This window comes from Pseudomonas sp. GW822-FHT01E03 (assembly GCF_058802985.1).
Genome location: NZ_JBXAOQ010000006.1, coordinates 18924 through 32685, shown reverse-complemented (window position 1 = coordinate 32685; position 13762 = coordinate 18924). Strand labels below are relative to the sequence as shown.

Sequence of the window (13762 nt, the reverse complement as noted above, 5' to 3'; positions counted from 1 at the left end):
AGGATTTCCTGATGAGCATGCTCAAAGACCCGTCTTCGAAATACCGCGCGTTCCCGACCATCGACATTCCGGACCGCACCTGGCCGTCGAAAACCATCACCGCCGCGCCGATCTGGTGCAGCTCCGACCTGCGCGACGGCAACCAGTCGCTGATCGAACCGATGGACGCCGTCAAGAAGCTGCGTTTCTGGAAAACCCTGGTGCAGGTCGGCGTGAAGGAAATCGAAGCGTCGTTCCCGGCCGCCTCGCAAACCGACTTCGACTTCGTCCGCACCCTGATCGAAGGCAACCACATCCCGGACGACACCACCATCCAGGTGCTGACCCAGGGCCGTGAAGACCTGATCGAGCGCACCTTCGAATCCCTGCGCGGCGCGAAGAAAGCCATCGTTCACCTGTACAACGCGACCTCCCCTTCCTTCCGCCGCATTGTCTTCAACCAGGACAAGGACGGGGTCAAGGCCATCGCCGTGAACGCCGCCAAGCTGTTCGTCAAATACGCGGCCATGCAGCCGGACACCGAGTGGACCTTCGAATACTCGCCGGAAACCTTCAGCGCCACCGAAATGGAGTTCGCCAAGGAAGTCTGCGACGCGGTGATCGAAGTCTGGAACCCGACGCCCGAGCACAAGATGATCCTCAACCTGCCGGCCACGGTGGAATGCGCGACGCCGAACATCTATGCCGACCAGATCGAATGGTTTGGCCGTCACATCAACCGTCGTGACAGCGTGATCATCAGCCTGCACACCCACAACGACCGTGGCACCGGCGTTGCCGCCACCGAACTGGGCCTGATGGCTGGCGCCGACCGTGTCGAAGGCTGCCTGTTCGGCAACGGCGAGCGTACCGGTAACGTCGACCTCGTGACCGTGGCGTTGAACCTCTACACCCAGGGCGTGAACCCTGAGCTGGACTTCTCCGACATCGACGGCGTGCGCAAAGTCGTCGAAGAGTGCAACCAGATCCAGGTGCACCCGCGTCACCCGTACGTCGGCGACCTGGTGCATACCGCGTTCTCCGGCTCGCACCAGGATGCGATCCGCAAGGGCTTTGCCCAGCAGAAACCGGACGCACTGTGGGAAGTACCGTACCTGCCGATCGACCCGGCCGACATCGGCCGCAGCTACGAGGCGGTCATCCGCGTCAACAGCCAGTCGGGCAAGGGCGGTATCGCCTACCTGCTGGAACAGGAATACGGCATCAGCCTGCCGCGTCGCATGCAGATCGAGTTCAGCCAGGTCGTGCAGCGTGAAACCGACCGCCTGGGCCTGGAAATGACCGCCCAGCAGATCCACGCATTGCTGCACAGCGAGTACTTGCAGGCCAACACCCCGTACGCGCTGGTCAGCCATCGCCTGCAGGAAGAAAACGGTCACAGCGCCGTCGAAGTGGAAGTGGCCAGCCAAGGCCAGGGCGAGACTAACCTGCACTGGCGCGGCAAGGGCAACGGCGCCCTGGAGGCGCTGGTGGCCGGCTTGCCGGTACCGGTGGAAATCATGGATTACAACGAGCACGCCATCGGCGCTGGCACCAATGCCAAGGCTGCGGCCTACATTGAACTGCGAGTGAACGGCGAACGCGCGGTGCATGGCGTCGGCATCGACGAAAACATCACCACCGCCAGCTTCAAGGCCCTGTTCAGCGCACTGAACCGCTCGCTGAGCCAGCCGGAAGCGAAAGCGGCGTAACCCATCGCTGAAATGCAAAAGGCCTCAAGGTGCGAACCTTGGGGCCTTTTTGTTTGCCTGCCTGTTTTTGTGTTGCTTGTCCCGGCCCCATCGCGAGCAAGCTCGCTCCCACATTTGATCGGTGTGAACGCGGTCACTGTGGGAGCGAGCTTGCTCGCGATGAGGCCCTGTCAGACAGTAAAGATTTCAGGTGAACTCGAAGGTATCGGCATCCAGATTCGCCGGAAACCGCGTGCGATACGCCGCCAGTTCCGCCGCATCCAGCACCACCTTGAACACCCCGTCAGCCTCTCCGGCACTGAGCAGCGTCTCGCCCTGGAAATCCAGGACCTGGCTGTCACCGGTATACGCAAAACCTTTGCCATCCGTGCCAATACGGTTCACCGCCGCCACATAGCACAGGTTCTCGATCGCCCGCGCCGGCAGCAAGCGGTTCCAGTGCTGGCGCCGCGCACCGGGCCAGTTCGCCGTGTACAGCAGCAGGTCGGTGTCCTGGGCGTCGCGGCTCCACACCGGGAAGCGCAGGTCGTAGCAAATCAGCGGCCGTACTCGCCAGCCCTTGAGCTCGAACTGCACCTGGCGCTCGCCGGGGGTGTAGTGGTTATGCTCACCGGCCATGCGGAACAGATGACGCTTGTCGTAATGCCACACCTCGCCATCCGGGCGGGCCCACAACAGACGATTGCGATGACTGCCGTCGGCGGCCTGGACGATCACGCTACCGGTGATCACCGCATCAAGCCTCAAAGCCTGAGCCCGCAACCATTTACTGGTAGGCCCGTTTTCCGCTTCGGCGAGGGCTTCCGACTCCATGGAAAAACCGGTGGTGAACATCTCCGGCAGAATGATCAGGTCGGCGCCGCGAGCCTGCTCCAGCAACGGCTCGAAATGCTCAAGGTTGGCCTGGCGGTCGTGCCAGGCCAGGGACGTCTGGATCAGCGCAACGGTCAGTTTCGGCAATGCACTCAGATCACGCATAGTTTTTCCGCCGCTTCACGCAGGGTCTCCTCACGCTTGGCAAAGCACAGCCGCACCAGGCGCTGGCCGACCGGTGGCGTCTGGTAGAACACCGAGATCGGGATACTGGCCACGCCGTGCTCGCGAGTCATCCACAGGGCCATCTCGACGTCATTGAGGTCCGGGCGGATCTGCGAGTAATCGACCAACTGGAAATAGGTGCCGGTCACCCGGGTGAAACTGAAACGCGACGGCGCCAGCAGATCGCAGAACAGATCACGCTTGGCCTGATAGAAAGCAGGCAGCTCTTCGACGTGCTCGGGATGCTCGGCCATAAAATCGGCCAAGGCATATTGCAGCGGCGTCACACCACAGAAATTGACGTACTGGTGCACCTTGCGCAATTCCGCCGTCAGGGCCGGCGGTGCGATCACATAACCGGTTTTCCAGCCGGTGACGTGGTAGGTCTTGCCGAACGAACTGACCACGAATGCACGCTGATACAGCTCTTCATGGGCCAGCACGCTGACGTGAGGCACGCCGTCATACACCAGGTGCTCGTAGACTTCGTCGCTGATCACATAGATATCGCGATCACGGATTAACGTCGCCAACTGGTCGAGTTCGTCACGGCTGATCAACGCACCGCTAGGGTTGTGCGGGGTGTTGAGAATGATCATCCGCGTGCGCGGGCTCAGTGCCTGAGCAAGCTTCTCGAAGTCGATACTGAAATCGTTCAGGCCCAGTTGCACATGCACGCAACGGCCGCCTGCCAGCTCCACCGAAGGTTCGTAGCTGTCGTATGCCGGGTCAAACACAATGACTTCGTCACCGCTGTGGATAACCGCCTGAATGGCACAGAAAATCGCCTCGGTCGCACCGGGGGTAACCGTCACTTCAGTATCCACATCCACCTGCACGCCATAACTGCGGGCGATCTTCGCCGCGATCTGCTGACGCAACACCGGCAGCCCGGTCATTGGCGAATACTGGTTATGGCCGCTGGCGATATGCCGGCCGACCGCATCGCACAGGGCCTGCGGGGCCGCGAAATCGGGAAAGCCCTGGGACAGATTGAGCGCGCCGGTCTGAGCCGCGAGCTGAGACATCTGAGTGAAGATAGTGATGCCGACATTCGGCAGCTTGCTGGTGATCATCGGTGGTTCCCTGCTCTACACCCGGCTCTACGGCGGCGCGGGGGAATCCGAGGATAGCCCAAACGGCAGGCATGAAAAAGGGCGCCTTATAGACGCCCATCTTCAATTGATCACCGCCGTACCTTGTGGCGAGCGGGCTTGCCCGCGTTGGGTCGCGAAGCGACCCCAATCCTGCGATCTCGGTGTGTCTGGTAGACCGCACTTGCAGGTATTGCGGCTGCTGCGCAACCGAACGGGGGCAAGCCCCCTCGCCACAACAAGCCCACCCCAAAAGAGTGAGCAAGCGCTGAATCAGCGCTTGTCGCGACGCTTCTTGTCGGCCTTCTTGTGGTGCGACATCAAGCGACGCTTCTTGTTGACCTGACGGTCGGTGAGCGTGTTCTTGTTGCCTTCGTACGGGTTCTCGCCACCCTTGAACTCGATGCGGATCGGTGTACCGACCAGCTTCAGCACACGGCGGTAGGTGTTTTCCAGGTAACGCACGTAGGACTTCGGCACCTTCTCGATCTGGTTGCCGTGGATCACGATGATCGGCGGGTTCGCGCCACCGAGGTGAGCATAACGCAGCTTGATCCGGCGGCTGTTGACCATCGGCGGCTGGTGCTCGCTGACCGCGTCTTCCAGGATCTGGGTCAGGCGGCTGGTCGGCCAGCGGGTAACCGCGGACTTGAACGAGTTCTGTACCGACGCGTAGAGGTTGCCCACGCCGGTGCCGTGCAGTGCCGAGATAAAGTGAATATCGGCAAACTCGACGAAAAACAGACGACGCTGCAACTCGATCTTGACGAAGTCGCGCTCGCTCGGCGTCATGCCGTCCCACTTGTTGATCGCGATGACCAATGCACGACCGGCCTCAAGGGCAAAGCCCAGCAGGTTGAGGTCGTGATCCACCACGCCTTCGCGGGCGTCCATCACGAAGATCACCACGTTGGCGTCTTTGATCGCTTGCAGGGTTTTGACCACGGAGAACTTTTCGACTTCTTCGTGGATCTTGCCGCGCTTGCGCACACCGGCGGTGTCGATCAGCGTGTACTTCTCGTCGTTACGCTCGAACGGGATGTAGATACTGTCGCGGGTGGTGCCGGGTTGGTCGTAGACGATTACCCGGTCTTCCCCGAGCATGCGGTTGACCAGGGTCGACTTGCCGACGTTCGGACGGCCGATGATGGCGATCTTGATCCCGTCTTTTTCGCTTGGGCCAGGAATGCGCTTGGCTTCCTCGCCTTCGGCTACATCTTCTTCCTCGCCTTCTTCCAGCTCGTCTTCGTCTTTCGGGAAGTCACTCAGTGCGATTTCCAGCAACTGGGTGATACCACGGCCGTGGGCACCGGCGATCGGGATCGCGTGGCCCATGCCCAACGGGGCGAATTCGGCGCGGGCCATTTCCGGGTCGATGTTGTCGACCTTGTTGGCCACCACGTGGGAACGCTTGTTACGTTTGCGCAAATGCTCGGCGATCATCTGGTCGGCGGCGGTGAAACCGGCCTTGGCATCTACCAGGAACAGAACGACATCCGCTTCTTCAATGGCCAGCAGCGACTGCTCGGCCATTTTTTCGTCCATACCGTGCTCGTCACCGGAGATACCGCCGGTGTCGATCAGAATGTAGGAACGCCCTTGCCACTTGGCCTCACCGTACTGGCGATCACGGGTCAGACCGGACAAGTCGCCGACGATGGCGTCACGAGTCCTGGTCAGGCGGTTGAACAAGGTGGACTTGCCGACGTTCGGTCGGCCCACCAGGGCGATTACGGGAACCATGCGGCTCTCCACTTCGTTATTTCAGAAAATACAAAAGCCGCTGCGAGGCAGCGGCTGGTGCTCGGGGCAATCACCGTGTGTTTTTTTGTAGGAGCGAGCTTGCTCGCGAAAAACGCAAAGACACCGCGTTTATCCAGATTGCCAACGTAATCGTTGACGTCCATCGCGAGCAAGCTCGCTCCTACACTCTTACAAACGGTGAAGCAGCCTGGGGGGTTAACCCCAAGCATAGTCAAACCTTTACTTAATGGTCAGGGCTTCCAGTTTGCCGCTGTTGCCATATACATAAATCGTGTCACCCACCACCAGCGGACGGGCACGCAGGCCGTCGCTGTCGATGCGCTCGCGGCCGACGAAACGACCGTCCACCTGACTCAGCAGGTGCAGGTAACCTTCCAGGTCACCGACTGCAACGTAGCTGGAGAACACTTCCGGAGCCGACAGTTGACGGCGGGCCAGCGAGTCGTTGCTCCACAAGGCTGTGGTGGAACGCTCGTCGACGCCTTCAACGGTGCCCGAAGACAGGGTCACATAAACGGTACCGAAACCCTGGGCGACACCGGCATAGCTGGAAGCATCACGCTGCCAGAGCTGACGGCCGCTTTGCAGGTCCAGAGCAGCAACGCGCCCCTGATAGCTGGCGACATACAGCGTCTCGCCCGACAGCAGCAAGCCACCGTCGATGTCGACCACACGCTCCAGCTCCGAACGACCTTGCGGGATCGCTACGCGCTGTTCCCACACCGGTACGCCGTTGGAGATGTCCACGGCAACCACTTTACCGGTCGACAGGCCAGCCACCGCGAGGCGGTTGGTCACGATCGGCGCACTGGTGCCACGCAGGGTCAGTACCGCAGGCGTGCTGTCATAGATCCAGCGACGGTCACCGGTGGAGGCATCCAGGCCGATCAGACGATCGTCCTGGGTCTGAACCACCACGACGTCACCGTTGTTGGCTGGCGGCGCCAGTACTTCGCTGGACACGCGAGCGCGCCACTTTTCTTCACCGTTGATCGCGTCCAGGGCAACGATTTCACCCTTGATCGTACCAATGGTGACCAGACCGTAACCTACGCCAACGGCGCCGGAAACAGGCAACTCGAGGTCTTTCTTCCATTTGACGTCGCCGGTGTTGCGGTCCATCGCCATCAACACGCCAGTGACGTCGGCGGCATAGATGGTATCGCCATCGATGGCCGGAACCAGCATGTTGTAGGTTTCGCCCTGACCGTCACCGATCGAACGACTCCACTGCTTGTGCAGAACCACTTCTTCCTTGAAGTCGACCAGCTCGGCCGGAGGCAGTTCTTTTTTGCTGTTGCTGCTGCAACCCGCGGCCAAAATGGCCAGGGCCAGCAATGCTGCATGTTTCCAACGAATCACGTCACGCATCCCCTTTGGCCAGGTCGTCCAGCTTGATTTGCAGGCCACCGACCGCCGCTTCATCCGACAGTGCCGCCTTGGCTTTTTGATACGCCGCGCTCGCCTCGTCAGTACGACCCAGCTGCACCAGCAGGTCACCCTTGAGCTCTTCGCGAGTGGCCAGGAATGCCTTGTCGGCATCGCCTTCGAGCAGCTTCAGTGCTTCGTCGGCCTTGTTTTGCGCGCCGAGTACCTGGGCCAGACGCTGACGGGCGATTTCGCCCAGCGCCGGGTTGGCCGGTTTGGCGACAATGGCCTTGAGCTCGGTGACCGCGTCGTCCAGCTTGCCGCTGTCGACCGCTACCTTGGCCACGAACAGGCTGCCGTACTGCGCATAGGCGCTGCCGCCGAACTCGCTGTTGAGCTTGCCGGCCAGGTCCGAAACACGGGCCGCATCAGGCTTGCCGTCAGGCGTCAGCGTGGTTTCGAGCAATTGCTGATAGAGAATCGAGGCGCCTTGCGACTGATTGCTCTGATACTTCTGGAACGCCTGCCAGCCGAACACGATGACCAGCGCCAACAGGCCGCCAGTGACCAGGGGCTTACCGTTGCGTGACCACCATTCCTTCAATTCCATCAAATGTTCGTCTTCGGTACTCGACACCCCAATACTCCTTAATCGCTAATTCGGCTGTTAAGACAGCTTCAACCCTGCACGACGCAGGTGGCCAGGTGTGCAGCAAGCGCATCCCAGGCAATGCTTTGTTGTTCGCCCTGGCCACGCAGGGGTTTGAAACCTACCACTTGCTGGGCCATTTCGTCGTCACCGAGGATCAGCGCGTACAGCGCGCCGCTCTTGTCGGCCTTCTTGAACTGGCTTTTGAAACTGCCGGCGCCGGCATTCACTTGCAGGCGCAGGTTGGGCAACTGGTCACGCACGCGCTCTGCCAGGGTCAGGCCGGCCAGTTCGGCGGCTTCACCGAAGGCGCAGAGGTAGACGTCGACCTGACGGGAGATCTCTTGCGGGATCTGCTCCAGGGTTTCGAGCAACAGCACCAGGCGTTCGATGCCCATGGCAAAGCCAACGCCGGCGGTCGGCTTGCCGCCCATCTGCTCCACCAGACCGTCGTAGCGACCACCGGCACACACGGTGCCCTGGGCGCCCAGCTTGTCGGTGACCCATTCGAAAACGGTCTTACTGTAGTAATCCAGCCCGCGAACCAGCTTCGGGTTGATCACATAAGGAATGCCGGCGGCGTCCAGACGAGCCTTGAGGCCCTCGAAATGCACGCGGGATTCTTCGTCGAGGTAGTCGGCCATTTTCGGCGCATCGACCAGAATCGCCTGCGTCTCGGCGTTCTTGGTGTCCAGGACTCGCAACGGGTTGGTCTTCAGGCGGCGCTGGCTGTCTTCGTCCAGCTTGTCCAGATGCCGGGACAGGAACTCGACCAGAGCCTCGCGATAACGACCGCGAGACTCGCTGGTGCCCAGGCTGTTGAGCTCGAGCTTGACCGCATCGCGGATACCCAGTTCGCCCCACAGGCGCCAGGTCAGCACGATCAACTCGGCGTCGATGTCCGGACCGTCGAGGTTGAACACTTCGACACCGATCTGGTGGAACTGGCGATAACGGCCTTTTTGCGGACGCTCGTGGCGGAACATCGGACCGATGTACCAGAGTTTCTGAACCTGGCCGCCGCCAGTGATGCCGTGCTCCAGCACCGCGCGCACACAGGCCGCCGTGCCTTCAGGGCGCAGGGTCAGGGAGTCGCCGTTGCGGTCGTCGAAGGTGTACATCTCTTTTTCGACGATGTCGGTCACTTCACCGATGGAACGCTTGAACAGTTCGGTGAACTCGACGATCGGCATGCGGATCTGCTTGTAACCGTAGTTATCCAGCAGGCGCGAAACGGTGCCTTCAAAATGACGCCACAGGGGAGTCTGTTCGGGCAGGATGTCGTTCATGCCACGAATGGCTTGCAGAGACTTGCTCACTTTAAATCCTTAAATTCATGCGGCTCGTTAGTCGGACTCAGCCGCGCGCAATGACTGCAGCGTCAGCTTCGACCTTTTCGGCCGCTTTCTGGCGGATCAAGCGTTCAAGCTCATCCACCAGATTGTCATTCGTAAGCTTCTGCGACGGCTTGCCGTCGATGTAAATCAGGTTCGGCGTGCCGCCGGTCAAGCCGATATGGGCTTCCTTGGCTTCGCCCGGGCCATTGACCACGCAACCGATAACCGCGACATCCAGCGGCACCAGCAAATCCTCGAGGCGCCCTTCCAGCTCGTTCATGGTCTTGACCACATCGAAGTTCTGCCGCGAGCAGCTCGGGCAGGCGATGAAGTTGATGCCACGGGAACGCAGGTGCAGGGATTTGAGAATGTCGTAGCCGACTTTCACTTCCTCGACCGGGTCGGCCGCCAACGAGATGCGGATAGTATCGCCAATCCCTTCGGCGAGCAGCATACCGAGGCCCACGGCAGATTTCACCGTGCCGGAACGCAATCCACCGGCTTCGGTGATGCCCAGGTGCAACGGCTGGACGATTTCCTTGGCCAGCAAGCGGTAGGCTTCGACGGCCATGAACACATCGGAGGCTTTCACGCTGACCTTGAAGTCCTGGAAGTTCAGGCGCTCAAGGTGCTCGACGTGGCGCAAGGCAGACTCGACCAGTGCCGCCGGGGTCGGCTCGCCGTATTTCTTTTGCAGGTCTTTTTCCAGGGAACCGGCGTTCACGCCGATACGGATCGGGATCCCGCGGTCACGGGCGGCATCCACCACCGCACGAACGCGGTCTTCGCGACCGATGTTGCCCGGGTTGATCCGCAGGCAATCGACACCCAGTTCGGCTACGCGCAAAGCGATCCGGTAGTCGAAGTGAATGTCGGCAACCAAGGGTACTTTGACCAGCTGCTTGATCTTGCCGAAGGCTTCGGCGGCGTCCATGTCCGGTACGGAGACCCGCACGATATCGACGCCGGCCGCTTCCAGGCGATTGATCTGTGCGACGGTGGCCGCAACATCGTTGGTGTCGCTGTTGGTCATGCTCTGCACAGCGATAGGCGCATCGCCGCCCACAGGCACGTTACCGACCCAGATCTTGCGGGATTCGCGACGTTTGATTGGAGATTCGCCGTGCATGACTTATTGACCCAACTTCAGGCGAGCAGTCTCGCCACTGGTGAACGGAGCGACATCAACCGGCTGGCCGTTGTAGCTGACCTGAGCGCCACGGGCAAAGCCCAGACGCACGGCAAACGGTGGTTTGCCATTGACCGCCAGGCTGTCGCCTTTGCGTTTGAGACCGCTGAACAGCACCTTGCCGTTACCGTCGGTCACTTGTGTCCAGCAATCGGAGGTGAACTGCACCTGAACCTGGCCTTGACCGGCCACCGGCGCGGCTGCCGCTGGAGCCGGAGCCGGAGCGACAGGGGCTACCGGTGCAGTCGCCACCGGGGTCGGGACGGCAGGAGCTGCCGGGGTCACCGGCGCTGCGACAACGGGCGCGGGTGCGGCTGGCGTGGTCGGCGCTACCGGGGCGGCTGGCGCAGTCGCCTGAGCCTGCTCTGGTGCTTCAGCCGGAACGTCGGCCTGTGGCAGCGCGAGGGCGGTTACGCCTTCGCTCTGACCTTCCACGACGGCCTGGTCTTCCGGCTCGTCCAGCGGGTGAATCTGTGTAGTACCGTCGGCGCCTTCGACTTCTACGTGCTCTGGTGCCAGACCGATCAGGTCCTTGGTGCGCATCGAGGTCTGATCCTGCCACCAGACGAAACCGCCACCGATCACCGCGACCAGCAACAGCAGGCTGACGATTCGTAAAATGGTGTGGGAAACCCGGACCGGCTCTTCAATACGGCCCAGGCTGTGAACATTGCTGCCCTGGGAGTCGGTACCGGTGGATTGATCGAATTGCTGGACCAGAACGGCCTGGTCCATGCCGAGCAATTTGGCATAGGCGCGAATGTAACCACGGGCAAAAGTATGCCCGGGCAGCTTGTCGAAGGCGCCGGCTTCCAGATTGCTCAGGGAAGTGGTGGTGAGGTTGAGCTTGAGGGCCACTTCGGCCAGCGACCAGCCATTGCTTTCGCGGGCCTGGCGCAAAGTCTCACCGGGGTTTACGCGATTCGCTGCTACAACTTCGGGATGCGCCGCTTTCATCATTGCTCCGACAGGTATTGCTGATATTCCGGCGTACCGGGATAGAGTCTTTTTAGTTGCAGGCCTGCACTTGCGGCCTTGTCGCGGTCTTCGAACACTTTTGCCAGCCGAACGCCGAGCAATAGACTACGTGCATTTTGCTCGGAGAGCTGGCTAAAACGGTCGTAATAGTCACGCGCAGGCACATAATGCCTGTCTTCGTAAGACAACTCAGCCATTTCCAGCAATGCACGTGGTTGTTGGCGGTTCAGGCGCAGGGCTTTTTCCAGTTGCTGCCGGGCCAGATCGCGCTGACCGAGCATCGCTGCGGTCATGCCAAGGTTCTCGAACACCCGCGAACGCTCAGGATACAGGGTATCGGCAGCGGCCTGTTCAAAGCGCTCGTAGGCTTCGCTGTAACGCTTCTGCTCGAACAGGAAACTGCCGTAGTTATTGAGGATTCGTGCATCGGCGGGACGGGAAGCCAGCGCCTTGCGAAAATGCTCGTCGGCAAGTTCCGGTTCCATCTCGGCCTGGAACACCAGCCCCAGCGCCGCGTTGGCATCAGGGTCGGAGCCATCCAGCTCCAATGCTTTCTTCAACGGAACCTTGGCGCGCTCGGTCATGCCTTGTTGCAAATACCCGATACCGAGTTGCACATAGGCCTCACGCGCTTCATCACGGCCCTTGCTGGTCTTCATCGGGTTGTAATCACCCGAAAGCACGCAGCCAGCACACAGGCTGGCCAACAGCAAAAGCAGCGCAAAGCGCAGGGACATAGAGATCCTCTCTTGGTTATTTCGCGGCGTCTTGCGCTACATCGTTGTCGGCGTTGAGTTCACGCACGGCGATATAGCGTTCGCTGCGACGGGTGCGATCCAGCACCTGCCCTACCAGTTGACCACAGGCCGCATCGATGTCTTCACCACGGGTGGTGCGGACGGTGACGTTGAAACCGGCATGATGAAGCTGATCCTGGAAACGACGAATGGCGTTGTTGCTCGGGCGCTCGTAACCGGAGTGCGGGAACGGGTTGAACGGGATCAGGTTGATCTTGCACGGGATGTTCTTGAGCAGCTCGATCATCTCCACGGCGTGCTCGACCTTGTCGTTGATATCTTTGAGCAAGGTGTACTCGATGGTCAGCACGCGCTTTTCGCCGAGATTCGACATGTAGCGCTGGCACGACTCGAGGAGCATCTTAAGCGGATACTTCTTGTTGATTGGCACCAATTGGTTACGCAATGCGTCATTCGGTGCGTGCAGGGACAACGCCAGGGAGACGTCGATGTGCTTGGAGAGCTCATCGATCATCGGCACCACGCCGGAGGTCGACAGGGTCACACGGCGCTTGGAAATGCCGTAGCCCAGGTCGTCCATCATCAAATGCATGGCCGCGACGACGTTGTCGAAGTTCAGCAGCGGCTCACCCATGCCCATCATCACCACGTTGGTGATGGCACGGTCGACGGTTGCCGGGACGCTGCCAAAGGATTTGTTGGCAATCCACACCTGCCCGATGACTTCGGCGGCGGTGAGGTTGCTGTTGAAGCCTTGCTTGCCGGTGGAGCAGAAACTGCAATCCAGGGCACAGCCTGCCTGGGACGAAACGCACAAGGTGCCGCGTTTGCCCTGGGGAATGTAAACGGTCTCGACGCAGCTGCCGGACGCCACGCGCACCACCCACTTGCGGGTGCCGTCGCTGGAGATGTCCTCGCTGACCACTTCCGGACCACGGACCTCAGCAACAACCTTGAGCTTTTCGCGCAAGGCCTTGCTGACGTTCGTCATGGCATCGAAATCATCGACACCAAAGTGGTGAATCCATTTCATTACCTGACCGGCACGGAAACGCTTCTCCCCGATTGAGTCGAAGAATTTTTCCATTTCCAGCTGGGTCAGACCCAGCAGGTTAGTTTTTACAGTCGATGTAGTCATGGATTCACCTTCACTCTTAAGCCAATGCTTAGCGAGTGGTTACTTCAGTAGCTGCGAAGAAGTACGAGATTTCGCGAGCGGCAGCGGCTTCGGAGTCCGAACCGTGTACGGCGTTGGCGTCGATGGAATCAGCGAAGTCAGCGCGGATAGTGCCGGCAGCAGCTTCTTTAGGGTTGGTAGCGCCCATCAGCTCACGGTTCAGAGCGATAGCGTTTTCGCCTTCCAGAACCTGAACGACAACCGGACCGGAGATCATGAAAGCAACCAGGTCGTTGAAGAAACCACGAGCGCTGTGCTCAGCGTAGAAGCCTTCAGCTTCGGCTTTGGACAGTTGCTTCAGTTTCGAAGCTACAACGCGCAGGCCAGCTTTTTCGAAACGAGTGGTGATCTCGCCGATAACGTTTTTAGCAACGGCGTCAGGCTTGATGATGGAGAAAGTACGTTGAACAGCCATGGTGTAACTCCAGAAACGGTAATTTACGAAAAATTAAACCCGCGAATTATACGCGGGTTCTCGGGTATTGCCTAACCTGCTCGACAGACTCAGTCTGCCTCTTCGATCCAGGCGGCCTGAATGGCTTCAAGCACTTTCTCGCCGCCGCGGGTCGGATCATCGCTGAACTCCGGCAATGCCAGCACCCATTGGTGCAGATCGACGAAGTTCACGTAACGCGGGTCCACCTCAGGCTTGCTTTCAGCCAACTGGATCGCGATTTCCAGCACATCAACCCATTTCAGACTCATTTCAGATCCTTGAA

The 13762-nt window shown here is 60.1% G+C and carries 13 protein-coding genes; 1 reads left to right on the top strand and 12 read right to left on the bottom strand.

Features of this window, described 5'->3' with window-relative positions; all coding sequences use genetic code 11:
• Positions 1-11 precede the first annotated feature (11 nt).
• Positions 12-1691: a 2-isopropylmalate synthase gene (leuA, locus tag AC1RP7_RS13555; protein ID WP_057716291.1), complete on the top strand. Its 1680-nt coding sequence runs from the start codon at positions 12-14 to the stop codon at positions 1689-1691.
• A gap of 186 nt (positions 1692-1877) precedes the next feature.
• Here the strand turns inward: leuA and AC1RP7_RS13550 are convergent, their stop codons facing one another.
• From AC1RP7_RS13550 to iscX, 12 genes are all read right to left on the bottom strand, one after another.
• Positions 1878-2669 (bottom strand): amidohydrolase, encoded by a 792-nt coding sequence (locus AC1RP7_RS13550; RefSeq protein WP_057716292.1) that lies wholly within the window; start codon positions 2667-2669, stop codon positions 1878-1880.
• The gene (locus tag AC1RP7_RS13545) at positions 2657-3805 is read right to left on the bottom strand and encodes a pyridoxal phosphate-dependent aminotransferase (protein WP_150813626.1); all 1149 of its coding nucleotides are present in this window, start codon (positions 3803-3805) and stop codon (positions 2657-2659) included. The genes AC1RP7_RS13550 and AC1RP7_RS13545 overlap by 13 nt, the downstream gene beginning before the upstream one ends.
• A gap of 291 nt (positions 3806-4096) precedes the next feature.
• On the bottom strand, positions 4097-5566 hold the full coding sequence (gene der / locus AC1RP7_RS13540) for a ribosome biogenesis GTPase Der (RefSeq protein WP_057716294.1): 1470 nt from the start codon (positions 5564-5566) through the stop codon (positions 4097-4099).
• A gap of 240 nt (positions 5567-5806) precedes the next feature.
• Complete coding sequence (bamB, locus tag AC1RP7_RS13535) at positions 5807-6958, bottom strand: outer membrane protein assembly factor BamB (protein ID WP_057716296.1); 1152 nt, start codon at positions 6956-6958, stop codon at positions 5807-5809.
• Positions 6951-7592, bottom strand: a complete 642-nt coding sequence (locus tag AC1RP7_RS13530) for a tetratricopeptide repeat protein (RefSeq protein WP_057716297.1) — start codon at positions 7590-7592, stop codon at positions 6951-6953. The genes bamB and AC1RP7_RS13530 overlap by 8 nt, the downstream gene beginning before the upstream one ends.
• A gap of 41 nt (positions 7593-7633) precedes the next feature.
• Positions 7634-8923, bottom strand: coding sequence for a histidine--tRNA ligase (hisS, locus tag AC1RP7_RS13525; protein ID WP_008053247.1), 1290 nt, complete (start codon positions 8921-8923; stop codon positions 7634-7636).
• Between the two features lie 37 nt (positions 8924-8960).
• Positions 8961-10070 carry a flavodoxin-dependent (E)-4-hydroxy-3-methylbut-2-enyl-diphosphate synthase gene (ispG, locus tag AC1RP7_RS13520; RefSeq protein ID WP_003185136.1) on the bottom strand — a complete coding sequence of 370 codons (1110 nt, stop codon included), beginning with the start codon at positions 10068-10070 and terminating at the stop codon, positions 8961-8963.
• Positions 10071-10073: 3 nt separating this feature from the next.
• Positions 10074-11087 (bottom strand): RodZ domain-containing protein, encoded by a 1014-nt coding sequence (locus tag AC1RP7_RS13515; protein ID WP_493183322.1) that lies wholly within the window; start codon positions 11085-11087, stop codon positions 10074-10076.
• A complete protein-coding gene (pilW, locus tag AC1RP7_RS13510; protein WP_493183320.1) occupies positions 11087-11845 on the bottom strand; it encodes a type IV pilus biogenesis/stability protein PilW in 759 nt (252 codons plus the stop codon). The genes AC1RP7_RS13515 and pilW overlap by 1 nt, the downstream gene beginning before the upstream one ends.
• Before the next feature lie 16 nt (positions 11846-11861).
• Entirely contained in the window at positions 11862-13004 is a 1143-nt protein-coding gene (rlmN, locus tag AC1RP7_RS13505; protein WP_046040918.1) for a dual-specificity RNA methyltransferase RlmN, read from the bottom strand.
• Between the two features lie 28 nt (positions 13005-13032).
• Positions 13033-13458: a nucleoside-diphosphate kinase gene (gene ndk / locus AC1RP7_RS13500; protein ID WP_007903599.1), complete on the bottom strand. Its 426-nt coding sequence runs from the start codon at positions 13456-13458 to the stop codon at positions 13033-13035.
• 89 nt (positions 13459-13547) lie between these two features.
• Positions 13548-13748 carry a Fe-S cluster assembly protein IscX gene (gene iscX / locus AC1RP7_RS13495; RefSeq protein ID WP_008070969.1) on the bottom strand — a complete coding sequence of 67 codons (201 nt, stop codon included), beginning with the start codon at positions 13746-13748 and terminating at the stop codon, positions 13548-13550.
• Between the last annotated feature and the right edge of the window lie 14 nt (positions 13749-13762).